This window comes from Roseibium aggregatum (assembly GCF_014692675.1).
GTDB lineage: Bacteria > Pseudomonadota > Alphaproteobacteria > Rhizobiales > Stappiaceae > Roseibium > Roseibium aggregatum_C.
Map to the genome: position 1 here is coordinate 96,884 of NZ_JABFCZ010000007.1, position 14,583 is coordinate 111,466.

The 14,583-nt window shown below is 61.2% G+C and carries 14 protein-coding genes and 1 riboswitch; of the genes, 7 read left to right on the forward strand and 7 right to left on the reverse strand.

Annotation, left to right across the window (positions count from 1 at the left end):
• The first annotated feature begins 117 nt into the window (after window positions 1-117).
• From groES to HK439_RS07585, 4 genes are all read left to right on the forward strand, one after another.
• Window positions 118-405, forward strand: a complete 288-nt coding sequence (groES, locus tag HK439_RS07570; protein ID WP_190290788.1) for a co-chaperone GroES — start codon at window positions 118-120, stop codon at window positions 403-405.
• A gap of 52 nt (window positions 406-457) precedes the next feature.
• Window positions 458-2,098, forward strand: coding sequence for a chaperonin GroEL (groL, locus tag HK439_RS07575; RefSeq protein WP_190290789.1), 1,641 nt, complete (start codon window positions 458-460; stop codon window positions 2,096-2,098).
• A gap of 307 nt (window positions 2,099-2,405) precedes the next feature.
• Window positions 2,406-4,172: an HTTM domain-containing protein gene (locus tag HK439_RS07580; protein ID WP_190290790.1), complete on the forward strand. Its 1,767-nt coding sequence runs from the start codon at window positions 2,406-2,408 to the stop codon at window positions 4,170-4,172.
• Between the two features lie 67 nt (window positions 4,173-4,239).
• Complete coding sequence (locus tag HK439_RS07585; protein WP_190290791.1) at window positions 4,240-4,446, forward strand: SlyX family protein; 207 nt, start codon at window positions 4,240-4,242, stop codon at window positions 4,444-4,446.
• 58 nt (window positions 4,447-4,504) lie between these two features.
• Here the strand turns inward: HK439_RS07585 and HK439_RS07590 are convergent, their stop codons facing one another.
• On the reverse strand, window positions 4,505-5,221 hold the full coding sequence (locus HK439_RS07590) for a YoaK family protein (protein ID WP_235987690.1): 717 nt from the start codon (window positions 5,219-5,221) through the stop codon (window positions 4,505-4,507).
• A 110-nt stretch (window positions 5,222-5,331) separates the two neighbouring features.
• A riboswitch (SAM-I-IV-variant riboswitch) is annotated at window positions 5,332-5,453 on the forward strand.
• A 47-nt stretch (window positions 5,454-5,500) separates the two neighbouring features.
• On the opposite strand from HK439_RS07590, the gene HK439_RS07595 reads away from it, so the two are divergent.
• Entirely contained in the window at window positions 5,501-5,806 is a 306-nt protein-coding gene (locus tag HK439_RS07595; protein WP_190290793.1) for a hypothetical protein, read from the forward strand.
• Window positions 5,807-6,068: 262 nt separating this feature from the next.
• On the opposite strand, the gene HK439_RS07600 is transcribed toward HK439_RS07595, so the two are convergent.
• The 6 genes from HK439_RS07600 to HK439_RS07625 all read right to left on the reverse strand — a co-directional run bounded on the left by HK439_RS07600 (window position 6,069) and on the right by HK439_RS07625 (window position 12,195).
• On the reverse strand, window positions 6,069-6,416 hold the full coding sequence (locus HK439_RS07600) for an acyl-CoA thioesterase (RefSeq protein ID WP_190290896.1): 348 nt from the start codon (window positions 6,414-6,416) through the stop codon (window positions 6,069-6,071).
• A 74-nt stretch (window positions 6,417-6,490) separates the two neighbouring features.
• A complete protein-coding gene (locus tag HK439_RS07605) occupies window positions 6,491-7,180 on the reverse strand; it encodes a Crp/Fnr family transcriptional regulator (protein WP_190290794.1) in 690 nt (229 codons plus the stop codon).
• Between the two features lie 210 nt (window positions 7,181-7,390).
• A complete protein-coding gene (locus HK439_RS07610; RefSeq protein WP_190290795.1) occupies window positions 7,391-8,512 on the reverse strand; it encodes a GNAT family N-acetyltransferase in 1,122 nt (373 codons plus the stop codon).
• 144 nt (window positions 8,513-8,656) lie between these two features.
• Complete coding sequence (locus HK439_RS07615) at window positions 8,657-9,454, reverse strand: ChbG/HpnK family deacetylase (RefSeq protein WP_190290796.1); 798 nt, start codon at window positions 9,452-9,454, stop codon at window positions 8,657-8,659.
• A 100-nt stretch (window positions 9,455-9,554) separates the two neighbouring features.
• Window positions 9,555-11,045, reverse strand: a complete 1,491-nt coding sequence (locus HK439_RS07620) for a glycosyltransferase family 39 protein (RefSeq protein WP_209011636.1) — start codon at window positions 11,043-11,045, stop codon at window positions 9,555-9,557.
• 19 nt (window positions 11,046-11,064) lie between these two features.
• A complete protein-coding gene (locus tag HK439_RS07625) occupies window positions 11,065-12,195 on the reverse strand; it encodes a glycosyltransferase family 2 protein (protein WP_190290798.1) in 1,131 nt (376 codons plus the stop codon).
• 232 nt (window positions 12,196-12,427) lie between these two features.
• Here HK439_RS07625 and HK439_RS07630 point away from each other — a divergent pair, with 232 nt between their 5' ends.
• Together HK439_RS07630 and hisS are read left to right on the forward strand one after the other, a co-directional pair.
• Window positions 12,428-12,886, forward strand: coding sequence for a group III truncated hemoglobin (locus tag HK439_RS07630; protein WP_190290799.1), 459 nt, complete (start codon window positions 12,428-12,430; stop codon window positions 12,884-12,886).
• 154 nt (window positions 12,887-13,040) lie between these two features.
• Entirely contained in the window at window positions 13,041-14,582 is a 1,542-nt protein-coding gene (gene hisS, locus HK439_RS07635) for a histidine--tRNA ligase (protein WP_190290800.1), read from the forward strand.
• The last annotated feature ends 1 nt before the right edge of the window (window position 14,583 follow it).

The window sequence follows — 14,583 nt, forward strand, 5'->3', positions numbered from 1 at the left end:
GTCGGGAGTGCTAACAGGCGTCCTGCCTCCGGGCCGGCGTCTCAATAAGACCCTTAAGTTCATGCCAGCACGCTGCCTTTTAGTGTGGGGGCGTGCCCCATGAGAGGAAAAAGCCAAATGACATTTCGTCCGCTGCACGACCGTGTCGTTGTCCGCCGCGTCGATTCCGAAGAAAAGACCGCCGGCGGCATCATCATTCCGGATACCGCCAAGGAAAAGCCGCAGGAAGGCGAAGTCGTTGCCGTTGGCAATGGCGCACGCGACGATTCCGGCAAGGTGGTCGCACTCGATGTGAAGGCCGGCGACCGTGTTCTGTTCGGCAAGTGGTCCGGCACCGAAGTCAAGATCGACGGTGAAGACCTCTTGATCATGAAGGAATCCGACATCATGGGCGTGATCTCCTAACCGGAGCCCCCTGATTTCATCCGTTATTCCAAGTAAAAAGTGAGACGTAAAAATGGCTGCAAAGGACGTAAAGTTCTCCTCTGACGCCCGCGAGAAGATGCTCCGCGGCGTCGACACCCTCGCCAACGCTGTCAAAGTGACCCTCGGCCCGAAAGGCCGCAACGTGGTCCTCGACAAGGCCTTCGGCGCTCCGCGCATCACCAAGGACGGTGTTTCGGTTGCCAAGGAAATCGAACTGGAAGACAAGTTCGAAAACATGGGCGCCCAGATGGTGCGCGAAGTGGCTTCCAAGACCAACGACATCGCTGGCGACGGCACCACGACCGCAACCGTTCTGGCCCAGTCCATCGTCAAGGAAGGTGCCAAGGCCGTTGCCGCCGGCATGAACCCGATGGACCTGAAGCGCGGCGTTGACCTCGCTGCCCACGAAGCCGTCAAGTACCTGGAAAGCGCTTCCAAGACCATCACCACCTCTGAAGAAGTGGCTCAGGTCGGCACCATTTCCGCAAACGGCGACACGCAGGTCGGCAAGGACATTGCCGAAGCCATGCAGAAGGTCGGCAACGAAGGTGTCATCACCGTCGAAGAAGCCAAGTCGCTGGAAACCGAGCTGGAAGTCGTCGAAGGCATGCAGTTCGACCGCGGCTACCTGTCGCCGTACTTCGTCACCAACGCCGACAAGATGCTGGCCGACCTGGAAAAGCCGTACATCCTTCTCCACGAGAAGAAGCTTTCCAACCTGCAGGCCATGCTGCCGATCCTGGAAGCTGTGGTCCAGTCTTCCCGCCCGCTGCTGATCATCGCTGAAGACGTTGAAGGCGAAGCTCTTGCGACCCTCGTCGTCAACAAGCTGCGCGGCGGTCTGAAGATTGCCGCCGTCAAGGCACCGGGCTTCGGCGACCGCCGCAAGGCCATGCTGGAAGACATCGCCATCCTGACCGGCGGCACCGTGATCTCCGAAGATCTCGGCATCAAGCTGGAAAACGTCACCCTCGACATGCTCGGCACCGCCGAGAAGGTGTCGATCACCAAGGAAAACACCACCATCGTCGATGGTGCGGGTTCCAAGGACGACATCCAGGGCCGCGTCAGCCAGATCAAGGCCCAGATCGAGGAAACCACCTCCGATTACGACCGTGAAAAGCTGCAGGAACGTCTTGCCAAGCTGGCAGGCGGCGTCGCAGTCATCCGCGTCGGCGGTGCGACCGAAATCGAAGTGAAGGAAAAGAAGGACCGCGTCGACGACGCCCTGAACGCAACCCGCGCCGCGGTTGAAGAAGGCATCGTTCCGGGCGGCGGCACCGCTCTGCTGCGCGCCAAGGCCGCTGTCGAGAAGCTGTCCTCCGACAACCCGGACATCCAGGCCGGTATCAAGATCGTGCTCCGCGCTCTGGAAGCTCCGATCCGTCAGATCGCTGAAAACGCTGGTGTCGAAGGCTCCATCGTTGTCGGCAAGATCCTGGAAAACAACGACATTTCCTTCGGCTTCAATGCGCAGTCGGAAGAATTCGTCAACATGATCGAAGCCGGCATCATCGACCCGACCAAGGTCGTGCGCACCGCGCTTCAGGATGCGGCTTCCGTCGCAGGCCTGCTGATCACCACCGAAGCCATGGTTGCCGAGCTTCCGAAGAAGGAAGCACCGGCTATGCCGGGTGGCGACATGGGCGGTATGGGCGGTATGGGCTTCTAAGAAGCCTCGCTCAAAAGCTTGCGGAAAGGGCGGTCCTCGGGCCGCCCTTTTTGCATTCGGGCCCCTCCGCCCATCATGCTGCCTTGCGCAGCTGTGCTGCGCGGGGTGCTTCCAAGAAGCCTCGCTCAAAAGCTTACGGAAAGGGCGGTCCTCGGGCCGCCCTTTTTGCGTCTGCACGTCTCTGTCGGAGGGAAGGTATTGTTAACCATCAGCCCTCAAGCTCAAGTCAGGCCCTGCGCCGCAACGACAGACAACAAGGCCCGCCGGCATTTTGACCATGCAAAGACGTTGGACCGGGTGGACACCGGTGCGGACACTCTTCGGAATCGATCTGCGAACCCTGGCCCTGTTCCGGGTGTTGCTGGGCCTTTATGTGCTGATGGATCTCGTTCTGCGCGCCCGCGACCTGACGGACCATTACACCGATACCGGCATCATGCCGCGCGCGGTTCAGATTTCCCAGCTGAGAGCCAGTTCCTGGTCGCTGCATCTTGGCAACGGCTCCGCCTTCTTCGAGGGCTTGCTTTTCGCAGTCGCCGCGCTTGCGGCGATCGGACTCATCCTCGGCTGGCGCACACGGCTGATGACCGCGGTTTCCTGGGCCTTGCTTCTGTCGGTTCAAAACAGAAACACCTTCATCCTGTCGGGCGAAGACAATCTTGCGCTTCTCCTGATGTTCTGGGGCATGTTCCTGCCGCTCGGCGCCCGCTACTCGCTGGACCGCGCCTTAAGCCGGACACGGGACTATCCCGACAACGCCTATTTTTCCATGGCGACGGCCGCCCTGCTCATCCAGGGCATGTCGATGTATTTCTTCAGCGCCCTCCTGAAGACCCATCCGGTCTGGGTGCCCGACGGCAACGCGGTCTATTACGCCCTTCAGCTCGACTACCTGGTGACGCCCTTTTCGCTGTGGTTCCGCCAGTTCCAGGACGCAATGACCGGCCTGACCTACTACGTGTACACCCTGGAGCTGATCGGGCCGTTCCTGATCTTCTCGCCGATCTTCCACCGCACATTCCGCACCCTGATCATGGTCGCCTTCATGACCATGCATTTCGCCTTCTTCTTCTTCCTGGAGATCGGGCTCTTCCCTTACATCTCCATCGTCATGAATCTCACGTTCATGCCGTCCTGGATGTGGGACGCGATCGCCGGGCGGCTCATCGCCAAGCCCCCGGCGCGGATCACCCTGTGGTACGATCAGGGCTGCACTTTCTGCGAAAAGACCTGTCACATATTGCGGGTATTTCTGTTTCTGCCCAAGGCCGCCATACGGCCGGCGCAGGAGGATCCGGAGATCGGCGCCGAACTCGCAGCGCGCAATTCGTGGGTCGTGACCATCGGCGACGACCGGTTCTTCAAGGCAGGCGGGCTGATCGCGCTCCTGTCCGCATCCCGTGTGTTCCGGCCCCTGGCTGCGGTCCTGAACCTCTATCCATTCAGGAGGTCCGGCGACTGGTGCTACGACCTCGTCGGCCGACACCGGGGCGGATTGTCCCGGATCACCGCGCAGCTTCTGCCCTGGCGGGAGAGAACCGTGCGGATCGGACTGCCCACACAAGTCCTGGCAGCGTTTTTCCTCGGCTTCATCACCGTCCAGAACATCTCGACGCTTCCGGCCAGTCCCTATTCCCTGCCCGATGCCTTCATCAGCCTGCGCCAGGCCCTCGGCCTCTATCAGAACTGGACCATGTTCGCGCCCTATCCGGAGATGAACAGCCCTTGGCCGGTCATTCCGGGCAAGCTGACCGACGGCACGCAGGTGGACGTCTATAACAGCAGGCTCGGCCCCGCGGTCTTCCGGAAGCCCGCCGTCGTCTCGAGGGTCTATGCCAACTATCGATGGCGGAAATTCCTGTCCAATCTGGAGGACCGCTCCTATGAAACCGGTCCGCAGATCCTCGCGCTGAACTACGCACGGTTCCTGTGCCGGGACTGGTCCAGACACCATCCGGACCTGCCCGCGCTGTCCACCTTCAAGATCTATTTTCAGGTCGAGGACACTCCGCCTCCGGGAGGGAGCAAGGTTCCGAAACCGAGGCTCGTGTGGAGCCACGACTGTTTCGGCTAGACTTTTCACCGCGGTCGTCTAGGACTGCATCACGTTCCTGAACAGACACTCGATCGAATCGACCGCCATGGATACCGAAGCCCGACTGGAAAAACTCGAAATCGACCTGGCTCACGCCACTCAAACGATCGACGAATTGAACACGGTCGTCTTCGAACAGGGCCGGCAGATCGACCGCCTGACCCGCAAGCTCAACGACATGACCGATCAGATGGAAGAACTGATCGAGAATGCCCTGCCCGGGCATCAGGTCGAGAAACCGCCGCATTATTAAGGCGGCGGCGCTCCGTTTCCATACGCCCGACACTGGGGGCCGGAATTGGAGTCTCCCCTCAGGCCTTTTCCGCTTTCAGGGGTTCCTGCGGCTGTGCCAGCCCGACCAGGGTAATCAGGCCCACGGGGACGCCCAAGCTCCAGAAGCCGATCTGCGACATGCAGTAGCCGCCGATCAGACCGCCCGCCGTGAAGGCGATGATCACACGGCCATGCCGCCTGACCCGATGGCGCGCATTGTCCGCCACCTCTTCCGATGCCCTCCAGCCATCCACCAGCCCGGAGACGAGCCGGATCGTATTCCCGGTCATGATGGTGGTGGGGGCATGAAAGTTCAAAATCTCGCTCATGACGACGTTCTGCAGCGACATGGCGAAGGTGGACAGGGTCACGGCTGCAACCGTCGCGATTGCCAGAGGACCGGCAAGCGGGGCGGACAAGGCCGCAATCAGCATGAACGATGTGAGCAGTCCTGCCTCCAGCAACAGCAGCATGCGCAGGGACCCGCGCCCCGACCGGCGCATCCGGATAACAAGCGCATACCAGCCCAGTGTCGAGAGGAAGAAGTCACCAAGCACGATGAGCTTGAGCGGAGCGGATTCGGGGGTCTGAAACAGGTCGGTCGACAAAACGACGAGCGTTCCCGTGATGAACGCCGTGAAGGTATGAAACAGGCCCACGATGCACACCACGTCGATGAAACAGGCGCAGAACGCCAGGATGGCTGCCGTCGAAGGCTGTGAATGATGAAAGAAACCCCTCGGATCCAGCCGCATAGTTGCCACGATCCTTCCCTTTAATCGAATGCACTTCGCTTTATAGCCCGATCGCGTTTCGCGCAAAATGCAAGCAGAATTGACGGGCAGGGACGGGCATGCCATAAGGCCGCCATCATCAAGAGAAGGGCTGGCGCCCTCACCAACCTGCCTGACCGGGCAAGGTGGTTCCCGCCGGGGATGTGGCCGAAGAAGACGTCTTGCAGTACGTTCGGCAACCAAGCGGTTCGACCAGGAATTTTCGCGCCAGTCCTCCTCGGGAAACCGATGGAGGATTTTTTGTCTCAAGACGCTTTTGCCGGACGGGCCGCCAGCCTGATCGCCGGCTTCAATGACCCGGCTTCGTGTAAATGCCCGGCCGCCGAAACGCTGCGATGGATCGAGGCGGCAGAAGCCTGCGTTCTGATGCGGATCGATCAGCTCCGCCTCATCGGCGGACTGCCGCGCCATGAACCGCCGTTGACCGTTGAAGAACGGCTTTCCCGCCTTCAGCGTCTCCTGCGCCTCTGGGCGGAGGGCTGCCTGTTTGTCATCGATGAAAGCCTGTTTGCCGATATCCTGAAAAGGCGCCCCAAAAAGGCTTAGGGTCAGGACCGATTAATTTTACACATTCTGCGGGAGTGGCTTTGTCTGCTGACAAGGCAGAGAGCCGCAGGAAGAGATCCGGTTTTCAAGGGTCTCTGACGCTGTCAGGAGGCAAAGACGCCCCGCCCTTCGGGTTTGCCAGGGAGGGCCGGCCTGACCGCAACATCGAGCTTGGATAGGAACAACCTGTCCTGCGCTCGCTCTTACGTTCATTCCAACCTTCCCTGGCAAACAGAATGAGCAAAATTAATGGGTCCTGACCCTAGGAACAGTCCTTCGGCACGGGCCGCGGGCGTCCGTCCTCGTCGACGGCGACCATGGTGAAGGTGGCCTGGGTGACCTTTTCCCGGTTGCCGAAACGGTGGCGCAGGGCCCAGGCTTCCAGTTGCACCTCCATGGACGACGTGCCGACACGGCCGATGCGGCTGTAGACGCACAGGACGTCACCGACGTGAACCGGGCGGATGAACTTCATCTGGTCGACCGCGATCGTCACGACACGTCCGGACGCCCGCTGGCCTGCCGCAATGCCGCCGGCCAGGTCCATCTGGGACAACACCCAGCCGCCGAAGATATCGCCGGCCGCATTGGTGTCTGCCGGCATGGCCATGGTGCGCAGGGTGAGCTCGCCAAGAGGTGTTTCTTCGGTCTGTGCCAACTTCAACTTACCTTCGTTTTCAAAAATTACAGTGTGGCCGCCTGCTGCAGCAGTTCCGGCTGTTCCAGGCAATAATAGCCGGAGATCCGGCTGATCGTGCCGGCGCGCTTCCAGTCGTTCAGCACCCGGCTGACGTTTTCGCGCGCCGCGCCCGCCATGTTGGCGATGTCGGCCTGGCTCAGCTTGTAGTGGATCAGGATACGGCCGCCGTCGATCGGCTTGCCGAAGGTCTCCGAAAGCTGCAGCAGCGCCTGGGCCACGCGTCCCGGCAACGGCAGGAAAGACCGGGCCGCCAGAACGTCGTTCGCCTGGCGCAGACGCCCGCCGACAATCGACAGCATGTGCCGGTAGACCGCCGGATTGGCGTCCGCGAAGCGCTCGAAAGCACCTTTTTCGATGAAGGCGAGATTGGCGGCCTTCAGGGCGCTGACCGTTGCGGATCTGGGCCTGCCGTCCAGAAGCGCCAGTTCGCCGACAAGATCGCCCGGGCCGAGAACGGCCAGCAGTTGCTCGTCTCCGTCGATCGAGAGAATGGAAACCTTCAGCGAACCTTCCAGCACGGCATAACAGCCATTGCCCGGATCGCCGTTTTCAAAAAGGATCGTGCCGGCGCCGATCTTCATCGGCCGGGCGAGCGCCGAGAGACCTTCCGCCAGATCAGGCGACAAGCCTTCCAGCGAAAAGCTGTTTTGCAGAAATTCCTGTATTTCAGCCACTGCCCCGCCTCCTGCCCCGACACCAAGGGCACATCATATTCCGCCAAACGCACTTTTGTGACCCACATCACGTGCGTCCAGCCAAATTAGCCCTATATACAAAGACATGGAAGCGGGTTCCCCCCTCCCCCTTCCTGACCTCCCCGAAAAACGGTTCCGTCTCCCCGCCGGAACCGTTTTTTCGTTGCAGGAACCTGAATAGGAAATGACCTAACCGGCTTGTCGGCCGAAGCCCGTCATCAGACGGTTCCAGCCCTCCGAAGCAAGCCCGCCGATATAGATATCGTTGCGCCTGACCGCATCGACGATGTCCTGGTGACGCGTGATGATCCAGAAATGGCCGCGATGGCGGAAGGAAACGTATTTCTGTTCCGACAGGGGCGGCATCAGGAACGGTTGGTTCATGCCGCCGGCCGCGACATATCCTTCCCGATCGCAGTGATGCAGCAATTCGCCGATGACATTGCTTTCCTGTCCGCAGGCGCTCAGGATGTTGAAGACTTCCGCGTATCCTTCCCGGGTCACGAAATAGAGATAGGCCCCGATACCGTTGCCTTTCTTGCCCGTCACCTCCCGGATCACGCAGCTTCCCAGGGCCTTGTTCTTCCGCGCCTGCTGCAGGACCCATTCAAATTCCGCAAGGCTCCAGGTCGGGTGAACGGAAAACCGGGCAAGATGCTCTTGGGCGAGCCGATGGAAGCGGGAGGGGTCGATCGCGTGACTCGTGGCTTTACAGTCTTTATCCGGCACCAGAGCGCGATCGGCTTTGCGCAGGAGCGGGTCGCAAAGCCTTCCGACCGCGCCGGCCAGCCACGACGGCCGCCCCGGCAGGCTGCGGGCAGCCTTCTGGCCCAGATGGGCGGCCGGGCGAAACACACGCCGCCATTTCAGCGACTGTACGGGAAGTTCCTCGCCGCCGCCAGCCAGAACGATCTTCCGGGTGACGACGTTTGCCGTGTCGGAAAAACAGAAGTCATGCCGGTTCGGACGCAGCTGCATGCACATGGACCAGACGGCCTTGCTGCTGACCTCTACGTCTTTCATGAAAAAGCTCATGAGCCGGCCGTCATGGATCCGGCCATTGGCGGTAATCTGCAGCGGCATGCCGAAAATCGAGGCGAGGATCCTGCCCTCGGCATTTTCATAGACGATGCTGCCGCTTTCTTCCTCGTAGCGGGACGGATCGAAAAACACATCGCGGACGTAAGCCTTGAAATCCGTTACGTCGAAACAGCTTCCCGCCCTGAAATTGCGCAAAAAGAGGCCGGCGACCTGATCAAGGTCACTTTCCTCCATCGGGCGCACGCGCCCCTGTGTTTCAATTCGTCCCATTCCGCCCACTGAAATCCGGAAAAAAATCCAACTAAACAAACAGCAGGCAAAATGTACCGGATAATCGTTAAACGAGAATGTTGAAGCGGGAGCCGGCTTATCTGCCCCGGTCGCGACCCATCCCGGCGCGACAAAGAATGCGGGCTAGTTCAAAAAAACGTCGGCTTCTTCCAGGGTATGGAAAAAGCGGTCGCTGCCGAGCACCTCGCGCTGACATTCCCTGATGGCGACCTTTTCGCGCGGTTCGTCACGGCGCAGCCGGTCATCCGCCTGTCCGGGAATGCAGTGGACAAAGGTCATGTCCGGCAAACCGTCGAAGTGGTGGCGAAGCTTGCGGTGCAGGTCTTCGGGGTCCGATGTTTCGGGAAGAGACGGCCCTTTCGGCAACACCTCCATTCCCTTTTTCGCGCCAATCCGGGCAAGGCGCCTGCCATGCAGCCCCGGCTCGAAAGGCGAGACGATCTTGGGCGCGCGTTCAAATCCGGCCCGTTCGATGGCCTGAAACACATGCCTTGCAATCACCGAACGTTCCAGAAGCCCCTCCCTGACAGCGATGAAATCCGGCTCCCGGTTCATGAAAAAAGTAAACCGCGTCAGCTGGGCGTCGGCCTCGGCGGCAAATGCCTCGTCCGGCAGCAGCCTCAGCATGGCGCGGCGCTCGACGGCGCCCCGGCTCGGCATTTTTTCGCGGTAGAGTTCGCGCATGCGCTCGCTGACCGGCTGGACCCGGTCGCCGCTGAAGGCCAGCGTGACCCCGATCAGCGCCCTGTTGCCCACCTTCTGAGCGACTTCCTGCATGGGCTTGAACTCGCGCGCCCAGAGTTCGCTGGCGACCAGACATCCGACCGCGCTCAGGCGGCCCTCAAGAAGCAGAGAGCGCAAGGTTCTGTCGACGCCGAAGGCCACCGCGTAGTCGAGGGCGCCCAAAGTTATTCTTTTCATTTTCCAAAATGCCCAGGATTGGCGGTCACCGTGATCGGTATCTATCCCTGCGGCAATATTATTCAGATTTCAACCGTGGAAAGACTATTCTTTTCAAAGATCAATCGTCTTCGTCTGGAAGAAGCGGCAAGACGGGAAGCCCCGGGAGCTCATAAACGATAATGTGCTCCAGGAAGGTCCCGTCCACGCTCCGCGTCAGGGACGCGATCTTCTTCACATCGCCATAGATTTCCTTGAGCCGCTCGATGCGGTCGCGTCGCTCCACCGTCACATAAAGCCCCCTTTTGCCGAACAGGGCCGGATCGGGGGGCGGCAGCATGACATAGCGGATCCGCTCGTTGAGCTGGATGACCGGAAGCTTGTCCTTGAACAGATAGGCAAGCTGGGCATTGAGGCCGTAGCCGGTGGTCGCGATAAAGGCCGCCCCGGTCCGGTCCGCGATGCTCCGGATCTCGTTGCCGATCTCCGGCCAGCCGCGCAACTGGAACGTCGGATCCTTGCGGGCCAGCGTGCCGGTGAGCGGCGTGACTGCATGGATCTGGATGACGACGGCAACGGCAACGCCCAGCGCGATGCCGGCCATCGACAGGCGACGCCACCAGGCGTCCCAGCCATTCGGATAGGCAACGAAGACCGCCGCCATGATGGCAAAGGCAGGAAACAGCGGCGCCGGCCAGTTGGCCTGAACCCGGGCATGCAGCGAATGGAAAACGAGATAGGCGAGGAACGGCAGAACGGTCAGGATGATGAGGGCAGCCCCGCCGTCCCGGCCAAGAGCTCTCCTGCCGAGGCGGCCGGACCCTAAGATCGCCGGGACGGCAAGCAGAGTATTGATCAGACCCAGGAGGGCACCGAGGAATTCGAAGATGAATTTCGATGTCCAGTCGCCGCGTCCCGCCCGGCCGAACTGCTTGTAGAAGCTGACCCAGTCATGGAGATGGTTCCAGTAGAGAACCGGCAGGAAGAGAGCAAGGGCAAGGGCTCCGCCTGCCCAAAGCTGCCAGGCGAAAAACCAGCGCCTGGCGCCCCTTGCCCACAACAGCCATAAAATGATGCCGACGCCGAGGAACAGGACCGAATATTTGGACAGAAGGCCGAGACCGGCGAAAAGACCCACGGCCAGCCACCAGTTGGCGTTTTGCGACCGGTAAAGTTCCGCCATGGCCCACAGCGTCAGCCCCCAGAAGAGGACCGACGGGGCGTCGGGCGTCGCCAGGATGCTGCCGACGCCGACCAGGATACTGGCATTGATAAACAGAACCGCCCAGCCTGCGACGCGTCTGTCGAACAGCAGCAACGCGGTTCGCCAGAGGGCAAGCGACCCCAGAACCGATGTCAGAACGACCGCAAGCCGCGTTCCCAAGAAGGTATCGCCGACAAGCTGCTGGCCCGCCCAGGCCCACCATCCGATCATCGGCGGATGGTCGTAGTAGCTGAGGGCCGGCGCCTGTCCCCAGAGGCGGTAGTAGGCTTCGTCCTCGACGAACCAGGCGTTGGCCGCGGACCAGAGTTTCAATGCGGTCAGGGCCAGCATGAACAGGCACAGAAAGGCCGGCCGCAGATAAACCGGCAAGTCCTGCCTGTCAGACATGGTATTCATCGCTGGATCGTCAGCCCTTGCGCCAGGTGAGGGCCGAACTTGCCGCGTAGTTCCAGACCGCGCCCATGATCGCACCGGACGCGCCGGCAAACCACCAGTAGGACGGTTCGGTATAGATCAGGCTGGCGACGCCCACATTGGCCAGCACCCCGACGCTGCAGACCGCGTAGAAGGTCAGCAGCCCCTGAATGGCCTTGAAGCCGCGCAAACGCCGGTCGCGATAGGTGAGCTGGTTGTTGAGGAAGAAATTCGAGGTCATGGCGACGAAAGAGGCCGCCGTCTGCGCCAGATTGAACTCGAAGGACCCGACCACCAGGAAGAGCCGGAGCGCGATCAGATGCACGAACAGGCCGCTTGCGCCGACAAGGCCGAACATCAGAAAGCGCACGGAAATGACGTCGCCGGCGTATTTTGCAAGCAGCAGGCCGAAATAGTCGAGGGTGACCAGCGTATCGAGCTTGCTCTCGCCGTGCTGGCGCTCCCGGAAGGTGAAGGGCAGTTCCCGGATCTTCAGGCGACCCTTCGCGCTGGAGACCATGTCGAGCAGGATCTTGAACCCCTGGGCCGACAGCTTGGGTGCGAGCGCTTCGGCCTTTTCACGGCGGATCATGAAGAAGCCGCTCATGGGGTCCGACAGGGACACGTTCAGGAGTTTCTGGGCCAGCCGGTTGGCGACATTCGAGCCCCAGGCGCGAAAGGAAGACAGGCCGGAGCCGATGTCGCCGCCCTCCACCTTGCGGCTGGCAACCACCAGATCGGTGTCGGTGTGACGCAGTTCCTGCAGCATGCGCGGCAGCAGCGTCTCGTCATGCTGCAGATCGGCATCCATCACCGCGACGTAAGGCGCGGAACTTGCCAGCATGCCCTCAATACAGGCCCCGGAAAGCCCGCGGCGGCCAAACCGCCGGATCACCCGGACGCGCGGATCGCGGCTTGCGATGTCGCGCGCCACATCCGCCGTCCCGTCGGGCGAATTGTCATCAACGACGATGGCCTCCCAGGCGATGCCGTGCAGCGCCTCGTCGAGCAGTCCGATCACGATCGGAATATTCTCCGCCTCGTTGAACGTCGGCAGGATGACACTCAGTTCCGCCGAAGGCCAAACAGCCTCCTCCGCTTCCACTGAGACTTTATCGATCATTAGCATGAAACTTCCGTCCATGGCCGCCGTTGCGGGTGGCCGTCCTATCCCGGAGGGATAAAGTGGCCGGGACCATATCCCAAACACTATTTGTTGCAAACCGAGCGCGATGAAGCATTTTCATGGGACCCTTTGCCACACAGACCCTAAAACCGGCTTAATTTTACTGGCTGGAGAGGGTTTAAGTGCCTACATCAGGACGAACCAACGAGCATACCTGACCGGAAGCGACATGGAACAGAGCATCGATATTCGCCCCGCGGTCCGCAGGCAGCCGGCGCATCCTTCCATCGACAGCAAGCAGATTTCCGCGCTGGTCGACACGTTCTACGGACGGATCCAGGAAGACGACCGGCTCGGCCCCGTCTTCGACGGCAGGCTCAACGGCCGCTGGGAACCGCATCTTGAGAAGATGAAAGCCTTCTGGCGGTCGGTCCTGCTCAAGACCGGAGAATACAAGGGACAGCCCGTTCCAACCCACACCAAGCTGAAGGAAGTCGTCTCCGACGACTACCGGATCTGGCTGGAGCTTTTCCGGGAAACCGCCTTCGACGTCTTTAAAGACGAGGCCGCTGCCCGCATCGTGATCCGTCAGGCGGAGAAGATCGCCGAAAGCCTGTGGATGGCGACGATCGCCTCTCCGTTCGACAGGGTTCCGGACTTTTTGTCCACGGCCGATGGCTGGAATTAACGCGCAGTCGGAGTTAAGACTGACCTGCCTCACTCCTTGCCCTTGCTCTGCGTTTCGTCTAGGACAGCGCGAGAAAATTACGGTTTCTGAAGGTCCGGCCCCGGCCGGTAACCGAAAGGGATCCAAAAGAGCTCGCCGGGACGTTTAAGATTTCATGGCCAAGAAACCAAACAAGCTGAAAGCCCGCCTGCCGCGCGGCTTCGTCGACAGGTCTGCCGGCGACATCCGGGCAACGGACGAGCTGCTCGGGCGGATCCGCGAAGTCTATGAGAAATACGGCTTCGATCCTGTCGAAACGCCCGCCTTCGAATATACCGACTGCCTCGGCAAGTTCCTGCCCGACACGGACCGGCCAAACGCCGGCGTGTTCTCCGTGCAGGACGACGACGAGCAGTGGATGAGCCTGCGCTACGACCTGACCGCGCCGCTCGCCCGCCACGTGTCGGAAAACATCAACGACATCCAGCTTCCCTACCGGACCTACCGGGCAGGCTGGGTGTTCCGCAACGAAAAGCCCGGCCCCGGCCGGTTCCGCCAGTTCATGCAGTTCGATGCCGACACAGTCGGTGCGCCGGGCGTCCAGGCGGATGCGGAAATGTGCATGATGATGTCGGACACCATGGAAGCGCTCGGCATCGCCCGCGGCGACTATGTCATCCGGGTCAACAACCGCAAGGTTCTGGACGGCGTGCTCGAAGCCATCGGTCTCGGCGGCGAGGAGGACGGCGAGCGCCGTCTTACCGTTCTGCGCGCCATGGACAAGCACGACAAGTTCGGCTCCGAAGGCGTCCGCCTGCTTCTGGGCGACGGCCGCAAGGACGAGAGCGGCGACTTCACCGCCGGTGCGAACCTGCACCCGGACGCCATCGAGGCGATCCTGGAAATTCTCGATGCCTCGGCCATCGACGACCTGATCGACTATACCAACGATTTGACCTTCAAGACGGCAGCGCTTTCGAAATTCGCCATCAACGAGCATTTCGAAGCCGGCTTCACCGAACTGAAGCTGATCTCCGACCTGGTCAAGGGTGCGGGCTACATGTCCGACCGGATCTCCATCGATCCGTCGGTGGTGCGCGGCCTGGAGTATTATACCGGCCCGGTCTACGAGGCGGAACTGCTGTTCGACGTGACCAACGAAAAGGGCGAAGTGGTCCAGTTCGGCTCGGTCGGCGGCGGCGGGCGCTATGACGGTCTGGTCAAGCGGTTCACCGGCCGTGACGTCCCGGCCACCGGCTTTTCCATCGGCGTCTCGCGCCTGATGACCGCGTTGAAGAACCTGGGCAAGCTGGGTACCGCGGACGTGGTCGCGCCTGTTCTGGTCACGGTGATGGACGGCGAGACCGCCGCCCTCGCCCGCTACCAGAAGATGGTTCAGGACCTGCGCGCTGCCGGCATCCGCGCCGAGATGTACCAGGGCAACTGGAAGAAGTTCGGCAACCAGCTCAAATACGCCGACCGGCGGGATTGCCCGATCGCGATCATCCAGGGTTCGGATGAGCGGGACGCCGGCGAAGTCCAGATCAAGGACCTGATCGAGGGTAAGCGCCTGTCGGAGGAAATCACCGACAACGTCACCTGGCGCGAGAGCCGGCCTGCACAGATCACCGCGAAGGAAGACGCGCTGGTGGACACCGTGCGGCAGCTTCTGGCCGACCAGGCAGAAGACCGCAGACGGGCGATCGAGGGCCGGTGAC

Excerpts from the sequence above, each read along its gene's own strand:
- groES (WP_190290788.1), top strand. The coding sequence starts at position 118 with ATGACATTTCGTCCGCTGCACGACCGTGTCGTTGTCCGCCGCGTCGAT.
- groL (WP_190290789.1), top strand. The coding sequence starts at position 458 with ATGGCTGCAAAGGACGTAAAGTTCTCCTCTGACGCCCGCGAGAAGATG.
- HK439_RS07585 (WP_190290791.1), top strand. The coding sequence starts at position 4,240 with ATGGATACCGAAGCCCGACTGGAAAAACTCGAAATCGACCTGGCTCAC.
- HK439_RS07590 (WP_235987690.1), bottom strand. The coding sequence starts at position 5,221 with ATGCGGCTGGATCCGAGGGGTTTCTTTCATCATTCACAGCCTTCGACG.
- HK439_RS07600 (WP_190290896.1), bottom strand. The coding sequence starts at position 6,416 with ATGGCCATGCCGGCAGACACCAATGCGGCCGGCGATATCTTCGGCGGC.
- HK439_RS07610 (WP_190290795.1), bottom strand. The coding sequence starts at position 8,512 with ATGGGACGAATTGAAACACAGGGGCGCGTGCGCCCGATGGAGGAAAGT.
- HK439_RS07615 (WP_190290796.1), bottom strand. The coding sequence starts at position 9,454 with ATGAAAAGAATAACTTTGGGCGCCCTCGACTACGCGGTGGCCTTCGGC.
- HK439_RS07620 (WP_209011636.1), bottom strand. The coding sequence starts at position 11,045 with ATGTCTGACAGGCAGGACTTGCCGGTTTATCTGCGGCCGGCCTTTCTG.
- HK439_RS07625 (WP_190290798.1), bottom strand. The coding sequence starts at position 12,195 with ATGATCGATAAAGTCTCAGTGGAAGCGGAGGAGGCTGTTTGGCCTTCG.
- HK439_RS07630 (WP_190290799.1), top strand. The coding sequence starts at position 12,428 with ATGGAACAGAGCATCGATATTCGCCCCGCGGTCCGCAGGCAGCCGGCG.
- hisS (WP_190290800.1), top strand. The coding sequence starts at position 13,041 with ATGGCCAAGAAACCAAACAAGCTGAAAGCCCGCCTGCCGCGCGGCTTC.